The sequence below is a fragment of the Woronichinia naegeliana WA131 genome, from assembly GCA_025370055.1.
Taxonomy (GTDB): Bacteria; Cyanobacteriota; Cyanobacteriia; order Cyanobacteriales; family Microcystaceae; genus Woronichinia; species Woronichinia naegeliana.
The window spans coordinates 2,819,619-2,831,994 of the sequence record CP073041.1; the positions used below are offsets into that span (position 1 = coordinate 2,819,619).

The following is a 12,376-nucleotide window of genomic DNA, read 5'->3' on the forward strand; positions in this document are numbered from 1 at the left end:
AACAATGATGACAGCAAAACTAATTAATGTAGAGGGTTCAAAGATAAAAATAGAACTAACATTAGAACTAAGTCGTTCAATGTTGGATACAGAAATAAATATTCAAAAAGGCTTAAACGAAGTAGGTTGCATCGCCAGCAAAGAAGCCTTGAAATATTTAGATACAGATGGTTCACCCTTAAAAATCGGTGAAGAAATCTGGAAGAGTAAGGGAGAGCAACCGAAAGAATATCAAACACCTTATGGTGAGGTTATAGTGAATCGTCATGTATATCAGCGTTCACCTTTGAGGAAAAACGTATTGCCCCTTAGAAAGAGAAGCAAGGATAATCATAACATCAACGCCATTATTGGCAAAACAGGTATCCTCAAAAATGTCAGGGATGGCAGGCAAAGAGGTGAAAAATGATTTATTAGAAAATCATGGTAGAAAAGTAGCGCTATCCTATATCCAAAGATTGAGTGAAGCAGTAGGAAGTGTGGTACAGGCAAAAGAAGAAGCGTGGAGTTATGCCCCGCCCAAGGAGGATAGCCAAATTGCAACAGTGGGAATAGGATTAGATGGCTACCGTGAAGCAATGGTGGGAACCGTTTCCCTATACGATAGTGAAGGCGAACGTCAACATACAATCTATCTAGGTGCGGCACCAGAGTATGGAAAAAAGAGTTTTCTAGAAAGATTAGAAAGAGAAATTGAGCGAGCGAAAAACCGTTATCCAGAGGCAACATTGGTCGGGATAGCAGACGGGGCAGAATCAAATTGGAAGTTTTTAGAAAAGCAAACGGAAGAACAGATATTAGATTTCTATCATGCCTCTAGTTACTTAGGTGCCTTGGCAGAAGCGTTGCATCCGAATACCGTGTCAAAACAAAAAGAATGGTTGACTGAAAATTGTCGAGAACTCAAGCATGAAAAAGGAAAAGCAGGAGAACTGCTAAATCTGATGAAAGAAGTCAAAGAAGAAAAAAGTCATTCTAAGAATCTTACCGAGAAACTACAAGCGGCGATTACTTATTACGAGAATCATCAGCATCAAATGGATTATGCTGAATACTTAGAGAAAAAGTATCCGATTGGTTCAGGTGTTACGGAAGCAGCTTGTAAGACGTTGGTCAAACAACGATTATGTTGTTCAGGAATGCGATGGAAGGAAAAAGGAGCAGGAATTATTTTGAGCCTACGAGCTTTGGTATTGACCAAGGAACGATGGAGTCAATTTTGGGCAAAACTTGATCAATATGGGTTCCCTGTAGAACCCTGATTACAACAGCTTTTATCAACTAAAGGTCGCACCCCCCTGGGGAACGGTGGAAGCCTGTACTTCCTGCGGTAAATGTGTGGATGCTTGTCCGACTGGTTCGATTTTCCATAAGGGTATGACCACCGCCGAGGAACATAAAGATAGCGAAAAATTAGAGTTTCTGGCCGCCGCCCGCGATCGCCAACAATGGACAAGATAAAGAGTTATTAGGATGACTCAAAACTCAGACCGATGGCAACATTTGGAACCTTTTATTCGCAAACTATTTAGGGTCTGCTGAAAAAGTCCACAAAACGAACCTAGATGCCACAGGAGGCGAAAAATGGTGACTTCAGAGAGTAGTTTCCAATTTCAACCCCCAGTTTTCCAACGACGTGCATGGGCTTTGAGCCTCCAAAGGCCATAACCTTGCACCTGATCGTTTTTAAAATGCTTGAAAGCATTATCTGGCAAGGGTTCTATACTTATTCAGCAAGCCCTATTTAGGGCTTGCTGAAAAAAGCTGAAACCTTTACGGAGAAAAATAGTAGGCGAATTAAGAACCGCTAGAATGCACGAAAATAGGGTAGAATGCCTCAAAACCATTGCATTAAGAAGAGAGAAAGCAGATGTACCGAAAGCAACAGTACTCAATTGAAACACCAGAAAACTTGAAAAATCTGTTCGGCGGGCAGTTAGACGAAGAAAATCGTTGGATAGAAATGTCAAAAATGATTCCCTGGGAAGAATATGAGGAAGAATATGCAAAAAACTTCACAGAAAAAAAAGGAGCCCCAGCCAAATCATTTAGAATGGCATTAGGAGCATTAATTATCAAAGAAATTTCAGGAAAAAGTGACAGAGAAACAGTAGAACAAATAAAAGAGAACCCTTATTTACAGTACTTTATAGGAATGGAAAGCTATAGTAGCAAAGAAGCATTTAATGCGTCAATGATGGTTCATTTTCGTAAAAAAATAGGAATGGAATTAATAAATAAAATTAATAAAGAAATAGAAAAAAAAGCGACGGGTGTAGCGTCAGAAAAAAAAGAAAATGAAGGAAAGTTATTGTTAGATGCGACTTGTACACCAGCAGATATAAAATATCCAACGGATATAGGAATATTGAATGATGCCAGAGAAAAAACAGAAAAAATAATAGATAAGCTGTATGAAGAAATAAAAGAGAAAAGGAAAGAAAAGCCGAGGACTTATAGGGAAGTGGCAAGAAAAGAGTACTTAGCCATAGCAAAAAAACGTCGTGTGTCAAAAAAAGAAAGAAGAAAAGGAACAAAAAAACAACTAGGATATATAAAAAGAAACTTGTCTCATATAGAAAAAATGATAGAAGAGGGAGCAAAGTTAGAAAAACTAACGAAAAAAGAGCAAGAAGAGCTTGTAACGATAGGAAAAGTGTATGAGCAACAGTTAGAAATGTATGAAAAAAAGACAAATAAAGTAGAAAACAGAATTGTGAGTGTAAGCCAACCTCACGTGCGTCCAATAGTGCGTGGAAAAGCGGGAAAAGCAGTAGAGTTTGGAGCTAAAATATCGGCAAGTAATGTGAATGGCTTTGTCTTCTTAGACAAATTAAGTTGGGATAATTACAACGAATCGGGAGATTTACAAGCGCGAATAGAAGAATATAAAAGGGAAACAGGATGTTATCCGGAATCGGTTCATGTGGATAAAATCTATCGAACAAAAGCGAATCGAGCTTATTGTAAAGAAAGGGATATAAGAATGAGTGGTCCCCGATTGGGAAGACCGCCGAAAGAGGTGAGCAAAGAAAAAAAGAAAGAGGCACGCTCAGATGAAAGAGTGCGTAATGCCATTGAGGGTAAATTCGGACAGGGAAAGAGGAAATTTAGTCTTGGTCGAGTGATGGCCAAACTACCTGAGACCTCGGAAACGGTAATTGCGATGAACTTTTTGGTAATGAATCTTTCTACTCTACTTCAGAAGACAAAAAGTAAAAAGTTGTAGAGTCGTTTTTCTTGTGAAAAATGGTGTTAATTTTCCTCTCTTTTGTGAGGAGTGATTTGTGTTGACCTTTTTAGACAGAAAGGAACAATAGATTAAACAAAATCTGTATTTTGATTTGTTTCCATAAGGATAAGTTATCTATGCTTTTTCAGTCCATACTTCCCTAACCCACATTTCTTTCGTTTTTTGACTTTTTCAGCAAGCCCTAACTAATTTTTGCCAAGCTGTCCTTAAGCCAAGCTGACACCAAGAGCCTAAAATCTGTTAGCCTGATAACAGCGATCGCATCATTCTTTTTAACTATTATGGCCAGAGACTTACGGGGATTTATCCAAATACTGGAAAACCGAGGACAACTACGACGCATCACCGCCGAGGTGAATCCCGATCTAGAAATTGCTGAAATTGCTAATCGTCTATTACAAGCCGGTGGCCCGGCCCTCTTATTTGAAAATGTTAAAGGTTCAGCCTTTCCCGTCGCAGTCAATTTAATGGGAACAGTGGAACGGATTTGTTGGGCCATGAATATGAATCATCCCCTCGAATTAGAGGATTTAGGCAAAAAATTATCGCTACTGCAACAACCTAAACCGCCGAAAAAAATTTCCCAAGCTATTGATTTTGGCAAGGTGTTATTTGATGTACTTAAAGCCAAGCCAGGTCATAGCTTTTTTCCCCCTTGTCAGCAAATTGTCATTGAAGAAAAAGATCTGGATCTAACCCAAATTCCAATGATTCGTCCCTATGCTGGCGATGCAGGCAAAATTATTACCCTCGGTTTGGTGATTACCAAAGATTGCGAAACAGGAACACCGAATGTAGGCGTTTATCGCTTGCAATTACAATCTCCCCAGACCATGACCGTTCATTGGTTATCTGTAAGAGGAGGAGCCAGGCATTTACGCAAGGCAGCAGAACAGGGCAAAAAACTAGAAATTGCGATCGCCTTGGGGGTTGATCCCTTAATTATTATGGCGGCGGCTACACCGATTCCAGTGGATTTATCGGAATGGTTATTCGCTGGTTTGTATGGCGGTTCAGGCGTGACTTTGGCTAAATGTAAAACCTTAAATTTGGAAGTGCCAGCTGATGCCGAATTTATCCTAGAAGGAACCATTACCCCTGGCGAAATGTTACCGGATGGCCCCTTTGGTGATCACATGGGTTACTACGGTGGCGTGGAAGATTCTCCCCTGATTCGTTTCCATTGTTTGACCCATCGACAAAATCCCCTTTATCTCACCACTTTTAGTGGCCGTCCTCCTAAGGAAGAAGCCATGATGGCGATCGCCTTGAACCGGATTTATACGCCTATTTTGCGGCAACAGGTATCCGAAATTACTGACTTTTTCCTACCGATGGAAGCATTGAGTTATAAAGCAGCAATTATCTCCATTGATAAAGCCTACCCAGGCCAAGCAAAACGGGCCGCCCTAGCTTTTTGGAGTGCTTTACCCCAATTTACCTATACCAAATTTGTGATTGTGGTGGACAAAGATATTAATATCCGTGATCCACGTCAGGTGGTATGGGCCATTAGCTCAAAAGTTGATCCGGTGCGCGATGTCTTTATTTTGCCGGAAACGCCCTTTGATACCCTCGACTTTGCCAGTGAAAAAATTGGCTTAGGCGGTCGCATGGGCATTGATGCTACGACTAAAATCTATCCCGAAACAGATCATGATTGGGGTGAGGTTTTAGAATCCGATCCGACTATGGCAGAACAGGTTTCTCAGCGTTGGCAGGAGTACGGTTTAGGGGATATTAATTTAACCGAAGTTAACCCTAATTTATTCGGTTATGATGTCTAACCAATCCTACAGGAGGAACTCCCACTAGAAGTCGCATACCCGAACCGTTATGAGGTTGTTATGCAATGTCAGAAATGGGCTATTACACTTTTGTTTAATTCGCAAGAGAAGTTAGAACATCGTCTTTTTAAAATTGTTATATACCTAGTTCATTATTATTTTTTGGACAAATGTCGGATCTCTGATCTTGATGCGACAGGTAACTTGGGCGATCAGCTTACAAATGAAATAAATCACAAGACTTTTATTCATCTATCTTCTAGAGAATTTTTAAATTTATTAAATCAAGAAGGACAAATCATTGAATTAGAAGCAACTTTAATGGAAAAAGAGCAGGAATTATTTAAAATAATTATTCGTGATGGTATTTCAGTTGATATCTTAGGTTCTGGAAAAATGATTCCTAGACATATTTTAGGTGATTTTATCTCACTTGATCCTGAACTATTTCTAGGACAAGATGAGTTGCTAATCGGGGCTGCAACCGATAAAAACCGATAATCATTATTTCTAAGTACCTTTAAGGCCAAGTTAGGATTATTCTCCTGTCTCACTGATCGCCTTTTTCACCTCACTGACAAAATTTTCATGATCCACCACCGGCTTGGCAATATAACCATCAGCCCCACTGTTGGCCAAAAATAATTCGCGATCGCCTTCCATCGCATGGGCTGTCACCAAGATGACAGGAATCGGAGCCGTTTGAGGATTACTTTTTAACAACTGAGTAATACGGATACCATCAACCGATTTTCCCTCGTAAACACTGCGACAAAGGGAAACATCCATCAAAACAATATCCACTTGTCCCGTACTGGTCAATTGCAAAATCTCTTCCACATCCTCTGTTCCCAACACCGATAATCCTCCCCGTTTGGTGAGAATTTTGGAAAAAACCCGAAAATTCATCGGATCGTCTTCTACAATCAAAACGGTTGCCATTCTCTTCTCCCACAACAACAGAAATTAGCAAAGGAAGTAACTCAAAGCCTCTCAATGCTAACATTGGCCGCTATAGAAATAAGACACGAGAGCTTTCATGACAACACAGCTAAAGCTTTTAGCGACAGGTCAAATTATCCCCACGGCCCTTCACCTCGAAATGGAACGCTCTTATTTAGAGTATGCCATGAGCGTTATTGTCGGCCGCGCTCTACCGGATGTCCGAGATGGTCTCAAGCCTGTTCATCGGCGCATTTTATATGCCATGTATGAATTGGGTTTAACGCCAGATCGCCCTTTTCGTAAATGTGCCAGGGTGGTGGGTGATGTGTTGGGAAAATACCATCCTCACGGTGATCAGTCGGTCTATGATGCGTTGGTGCGTTTAGTGCAGGACTTTTCCAGTCGTTATCCATTGCTATCGGGTCATGGCAATTTTGGTTCGGTGGACAATGATCCCCCTGCTGCCATGCGTTATACCGAAACCCGTTTAGCACCGATCGCGATGGGTGCAACTCTTCAGGGCATTAGTGAGGCGATCGTTGACTTTACCAGCAATTTTGATAACTCCCAACAGGAACCGACGGTTTTACCGACCCAATTACCGATTTTGCTGCTCAACGGTTGTTCAGGTATTGCCGTTGGTATGGCCACCAATATTCCTCCCCACAATTTGAGTGAAGTGGTGGATGGTTTAATTGCCCTGATTGATAAAGCAGATTTAACCGATGCAGAACTCTGGCGTTATATTCCTGGCCCCGATTTTCCGACAGGGGGAGAAATTCTCAATAGTGAAGGCATTGAAAGTGCCTATAGCACAGGGCGAGGTTTAATTCCAGTACGAGGGGTTGCCCATTTAGAAACGGTACAAACGGAAAAACGGCGTAATCGTCAACGCACAGCCATTATCGTTACAGAATTACCTTTTCAGGTTAATAAAGCCGCCTGGATTGAAAAGGTAGCAGAGTTGGTTAACGGTGGCAAAATTGAAGGTATTGCCGATCTACGGGATGAAAGCGATCGCACTGGAATGCGGGTCGTGATTGAATTAAAACGGGATATTGATCCTCAAACTATTTTAGAAAAACTTTATAAAAATACAGCTTTACAAAGTAATTTTGGAGTAATTTTTCTCGCCCTAGTTAACAATAAACCGGTTCAATTATCCCTACGTCAAATCCTAGAAGAATTTTTACAATTCCGCGAAGAAACCCTCACGCGACAATATCGCCACGAATTAGGAGAAGCCACTCACCGTCGCTCCATTCTTGAGGGTTTACTAATTGCGCTTAATCAGTTAGATACCCTTATTGAAGTGCTACGCTTTGCCCCCGATGGCAGTAGTGCCAAAATGCAATTACAGTCCCGTTTAGAATTAACGGAGAATCAAGCTGAGGCGATCTTAGCCATGCCCATGCGTCGCATAACGGGTTTAGAACGACAAAAGTTGCAACAGGAACATGATCAATTACAATCTCGTATTGAAGAGTTAGAAAGATTATTAAGCGATCGCCCAGTTCGTTTAAAGGCCCTTAAAAAGGAATTAAGATCGTTAAAAAAACAATTTGCCGATCCAAGACGCACGAAGATTTTAAAACCGATCGCCTCCAAACCAAAAGCCTCAAAATCAGTGATTGTGCCTGAGATAGCAGCCGGATTTTCTGAAATCACCACCGAAGCGATGGCGTTAGAAACACCGTTAGCAGACAATTTAGCCTTTTCAGACAGCATAGAAAATCCGATTCCAGAAAATCTTATTCCAGAAAATATTACTCCAGAAAATTCTAGCCCAACGACTGAATCAATAACCCCATCCCCAACAGTTGCCAAAAATAAATCGTTGTCTCTTTTCACACCTCAACAACCGCCGGAAAACGCACTGGTTAATATCACGGCAACGGGCAAAATTTATTGGTGTTTACCAGAGGAAGAAAAGCCTCAAACTGAAGATGATCCGGTAATTTTTGAGCAAGTCATTCCCAATGAAGCCCCCTTAATTATTGTCGGCGATCGCGGTAAGGCCTATCCCATTGCTGTTAAAGACATTCCGCCCCTGGCCGTTGCTACTATTTCCTTGCTAGATCTACTGCCTCCGTCAGCCCAAAAAGAAACCGAAAAGGCGATCGGACAATTTTTTGTTACGCCGGAACTTAACCAGGATTTACTGTTGCTAACTTGTCAGGGTCGTTTAAAACGGTTATTTAATTCGGAATTGCAAGAGGTCAAACAACGGGGCTTAAGTTTACTTAAACTCAAAGAAGATGATCGCCTCCAATTTTTGCAATTTGTCCAGAGCCAACAAGCCTTAATTTTGGCCACCAGTGGCGGCAGATTATTACGTTTTTCCCTGCACGAAGATCGGATTGTCCCCATGAGTCGTCAATCCCAGGGCGTACCGGCGGTTCGTCTCAGACCCCAGGAGTCGTTGATTGGTAGTTTGGGAGTCAATGTCCAGCATTCCGTCCTCCTCATCACCGCCAAGGGTTACGGTAAAGCCTTGGGAATTGAACATTTACGGCAGGGGAACTTGGGTGATATTGGCACAACAGCGATCCAATTTACTCACAAGAGCGATCGCTTACTGGCCCTACTCCCCCATGAAGCCGGTTTCGACCTGCGACTACAAACCAATTTGGAAAATGTCTTTATGCTAACGACCAAGCGATTTTCTCCCTGGGGCAAGGATGGTAGCGGCGATCGCCTGGTGAAACTTCAGCCAGAAGAATGGATTACCCAGATCACCCATTTTCCTAAGCTTCTTTCTTGAGAGATTGTTCAGCATAAAACTTTTTATCATGGGATTAGAGTTTCACTAGCAAATCTGAGGGAATAAAAATCAATGGCAGGTCATAGTAAATGGGCCAATATTAAACGTCAGAAGGCCAGGGTAGATGCCAAAAAAGGAAATACCTTTACTCAACTTTCTAGAGCTATTATTGTGGCTGCCCGTCAAGGTTTGCCCGATCCGGCGGGTAACTTTCAACTGCGAACCGCGATCGAAAAAGCCAAAATCGCTGGTATTCCCAATGAAAATATTGAACGGGCGATTGCCAAAGGAGCCGGAACCTATGGTAGTGGCGAGGCCGAGCTAGAGGAAATCCGTTATGAAGGCTATGGGCCAGGGGGCATTGCTATTTTGATTGAAGCCTTGACCGATAACCGTAATCGCACGGCGGCGGATCTGCGGGTTGCCTTCAGTAAAAAAGGAGGCAATTTAGGCGAAACAGGTTGCGTCAGTTGGATGTTTGCCCAAAAAGGAATAGTGCGTTTAATGGGGACAATTTCAGAGGAGCAACTTTTGGAAGCTTGCTTAGAAGGGGAAGCCGATTACTATGAATGGTTAGAGGAAGAAGAAGGGGGAGGAGTAGAAGTTTTTACGACTATTGCCGGTTTAGAATATCTCAGCCAAACTTTCAAGCAAAAAAATCTCAAGGTTACGGAGGTAGAACTGCGTTGGATTCCTGAAAATACCATTGAAATCACAGATCCAGAGCAAGCCAAAACCCTATTAAAGTTAATTGATCATCTGGAATCCCTAGACGATGTACAAACCGTAACGGCTAATTTTGAACTCAATGATAATCTGCTTTATCTTACCTATTAGAGTCTAAAATAGAAGAGCAAAATATCTTTAACCTATCAATATATTCTCTAATGCAATTGATTAACCAAAGAAAGAACATTTTGACATTCTTCCTGTAACTCAGTTATTAAGCGGTTTAAAGTAGAATTTTGAGTGTTAATTTTTCTAGTGATTAATTGCATTAGTTTTTACCCAATCTCTTTAATGCCTGTTGAATACCTTTTTCAAAAGCCCTAATTTCCTTTTGCCAATGATTAATTAAGGCTTGATCGACTAACTCTTTTTTTGATTCTAATCTAATTTTCTCTTGATGTTCAGCAATTCGGGCTTCCAAAGACGCGTGCTGGCGTAGCCAGATCCCTGCGGGATCGCTTTTTTAAAATGACTTTTTCCCATAAAAATGAAGTTAAATCGAGGTGAGCCATAAAGATTCATCCTAGAGCAATTCTAGCTCAAAACTTGTGCCGCAATCGCCAAAATATCCTCAATTCTCGTAAAATACAAACATTAACATCGTGAGAGATGCCATATCAATGTCGAATCAATGGGGTCGTTTTTTTCTGCAAAGTATTAGCTCCCTGCTGCTGGTCAGTTCCCTAACCACCGTTGTCCAAGCCCAATCAGCAACCAAACTCATCCCAGAAAATGCTGCGGAACAAAAAACAGCCCTTTACTTTGAACGCATTCGTCAATCTCCTCCCCAGATGTTAGCTTTTTTACGCCAAATGCCCAAAGGCGGTGATCTGCATAATCATTTATCAGGAGCCATTTACGCCGAATCCTATATCCAGTGGGCCAGCGATCGCGGTCTTTGTGTCAGTCAAGTCACTTGGATAGCATCAGAAGCTCCCTGTGAAGAAACAGCGGCCCAGATTCCCATTAGTAAAGCCCTGACTGACCAAACCCTCTACAATCGTTTAGTTAACGCCTGGTCAATGCGTTTCTGGCAATACTCAGGACAAAACGGTCACGATCGCTTTTTTGAAACCTTTAGTCAATTTGGAGCCGCCACCGATCATCAAACGGGCCGAATGTTAGCAGAAGCTGCTTCTCAAGCAGCCAAAGGCAAAGTAAGCTATTTAGAATTAATGCTGACCCCTGCTAGTAAAATATCCCGTCAAGTGGGAGAAAAAGCCGGTTGGGACGGTAATTTTGAGAATAGTTTTAATCAATTGAAAAAGAATAATATTGACGAAGCCGTGACAGTGGGAATTCAAGAAATTGCAGCAGCAGAAAAAGAAAAAAATCGTTTACTTCAGTGTGAAACTCCCCAGGCAGACCCAGGCTGTACTGTAACCATTCGCTATATCTCCCAAATATCCAGAGGTGCAGCCTTAGAAAGGGTTTTTGCTCAGATGGTGACTGGCTTGATGCTGGCCAACCTCCCCCATTCTCCCTTTGTTGCCGTTAATTTAGTACAACCAGAAGATAGTTTGATGGCCAGACAAAATTTTTCCCTGCAAATGCAAATGCTGAACTATCTACACTTCCAGTATCCTCAAGCCCATATTACTCTTCATGCCGGAGAACTTTTTCCCGGTCTGGTTCCCCCCGATGACCTAACTTTTCATATTCGCGAATCGGTGCGAACGGGTCATGCTGAACGGATTGGTCATGGTGTAGCGATCATGAATGAAGATCAGCCCTATGAACTGTTAAAAGAATTAGTCCGGCGTAATGTTCTGATTGAGATTTGTCTGAGCAGCAATGAAACTATTTTAGGGATTACCGGCAAACGTCACCCTCTGGCCACCTATCTGGAATATGGGGTTCCTGTGGCCCTGGCAACTGATGATCAAGGCATTGCCCGCTCTGATATGTCCCAGGAATTTCTCAAGGCCGCTGAGGATCAGGGGCTAGGCTATTTACAGCTGAAAATGATGGCCCGTAATAGTCTGGAGTATGCTTTTGTGTCGGGGGAAAGTCTCTGGCGCGATCGCCGCAAATTTATCTCCATCGCCGCCTGTGAAAAAGGGACAACTAAACCATCACAGCCTTGTCAACAGTTTCTGAACCAGAGTGAAAAGGCCCGCCTACAATGGCAATTAGAAAAAGCCTTTCAAGGGTTTGAGGCAGAATATAGCGTTCAGCCATGACAGTTACGCAATCTTGAAAAAAACCGAAAAGTCAACACACCTAATCACAGAATAACGAAGTATAATGGAGTAAAATAGGGTAAATCAAATGAAGTACCTAACCCCAACCCAAGTTTATCAAAAATACGGTTATCACCCAAGAACAACGTCCGACTGGGCAGATCAAGGGAAAATCCCTTGTATTCGTTCCCCTGGTGGACATCGTAGATACCCTGAGTCTGCATTCGAGGAGTCAATCTCTGTCGAGAGAGAACGGGTCTTGTATGCTCGTGTAAGTACGAGAACCCAAGTCAATGATCTTGAGAGTCAGATTGACTTTTTGGGGAATGCCTACCCAGGGACAAGAGTGGTCAAGGATGTCGCCAGTGGAATGAACTGGAAGAGAAAAAACTTCCTGAAATTAATGACTCAAGTATCAAAAGGAGAAATCGGCGAAATTGTTGTTGGACATAAAGACCGACTTTGCCGATTTGGATTTGATTTTGTGGAATGGTTCTGTCATCTTCACGATTGTAAAATCACGGTAATCAACAATAGTAAACTATCTCCTCAAGAAGAATTGATGCACGATTTTATGAGTATAATGCACTGCTTTAGTTCCAAACTCTATTTTCTTCGTGCTTACAAGAAAAAGATTGAGGATGAACAAAATATATCTACAATAAATTCAACAACCAAGCAATGTGAAGCACTATAATAAAGCGAGGAGGTTAAC

9 protein-coding genes and 2 pseudogenes are annotated in these 12,376 nt (G+C 41.9%); 9 read left to right on the plus strand and 2 right to left on the minus strand.

Annotation, left to right across the window (positions count from 1 at the left end):
- Window positions 1–7 precede the first annotated feature (7 nt).
- The 5 genes and pseudogenes from KA717_14425 (at window position 8) to KA717_14445 (ending at window position 5,541) form a co-directional block, all read left to right on the plus strand.
- A pseudogene (locus tag KA717_14425) lies at window positions 8–1,262 on the plus strand (ISKra4 family transposase).
- Between the two features lie 46 nt (window positions 1,263–1,308).
- Complete coding sequence (locus KA717_14430; protein ID UXE63674.1) at window positions 1,309–1,461, plus strand: 4Fe-4S binding protein; 153 nt, start codon at window positions 1,309–1,311, stop codon at window positions 1,459–1,461.
- 409 nt (window positions 1,462–1,870) lie between these two features.
- Window positions 1,871–3,208: pseudogene (locus tag KA717_14435) on the plus strand (IS5 family transposase).
- A gap of 326 nt (window positions 3,209–3,534) precedes the next feature.
- On the plus strand, window positions 3,535–5,040 hold the full coding sequence (locus KA717_14440) for a UbiD family decarboxylase (GenBank protein ID UXE63675.1): 1,506 nt from the start codon (window positions 3,535–3,537) through the stop codon (window positions 5,038–5,040).
- Between the two features lie 204 nt (window positions 5,041–5,244).
- Entirely contained in the window at window positions 5,245–5,541 is a 297-nt protein-coding gene (locus tag KA717_14445; GenBank protein UXE63676.1) for a hypothetical protein, read from the plus strand.
- Window positions 5,542–5,577: 36 nt separating this feature from the next.
- Here the strand turns inward: KA717_14445 and KA717_14450 are convergent, their stop codons facing one another.
- Window positions 5,578–5,982 (minus strand): response regulator, encoded by a 405-nt coding sequence (locus KA717_14450; GenBank protein UXE63677.1) that lies wholly within the window; start codon window positions 5,980–5,982, stop codon window positions 5,578–5,580.
- Window positions 5,983–6,079: 97 nt separating this feature from the next.
- Between KA717_14450 and KA717_14455 the strand changes: the two genes are divergently transcribed.
- Window positions 6,080–8,749, plus strand: a complete 2,670-nt coding sequence (locus tag KA717_14455; GenBank protein ID UXE63678.1) for a DNA topoisomerase 4 subunit A — start codon at window positions 6,080–6,082, stop codon at window positions 8,747–8,749.
- A gap of 72 nt (window positions 8,750–8,821) precedes the next feature.
- A complete protein-coding gene (locus tag KA717_14460; GenBank protein ID UXE63679.1) occupies window positions 8,822–9,586 on the plus strand; it encodes a YebC/PmpR family DNA-binding transcriptional regulator in 765 nt (254 codons plus the stop codon).
- A gap of 160 nt (window positions 9,587–9,746) precedes the next feature.
- On the opposite strand, the gene KA717_14465 is transcribed toward KA717_14460, so the two are convergent.
- Window positions 9,747–9,899 carry a hypothetical protein gene (locus tag KA717_14465; protein UXE63680.1) on the minus strand — a complete coding sequence of 51 codons (153 nt, stop codon included), beginning with the start codon at window positions 9,897–9,899 and terminating at the stop codon, window positions 9,747–9,749.
- A 199-nt stretch (window positions 9,900–10,098) separates the two neighbouring features.
- Here KA717_14465 and KA717_14470 point away from each other — a divergent pair, with 199 nt between their 5' ends.
- On the plus strand, window positions 10,099–11,661 hold the full coding sequence (locus tag KA717_14470) for a hypothetical protein (protein ID UXE63681.1): 1,563 nt from the start codon (window positions 10,099–10,101) through the stop codon (window positions 11,659–11,661).
- An 88-nt stretch (window positions 11,662–11,749) separates the two neighbouring features.
- Window positions 11,750–12,358: an IS607 family transposase gene (locus KA717_14475; protein ID UXE63682.1), complete on the plus strand. Its 609-nt coding sequence runs from the start codon at window positions 11,750–11,752 to the stop codon at window positions 12,356–12,358.
- Window positions 12,359–12,376: the final 18 nt, after the last annotated feature.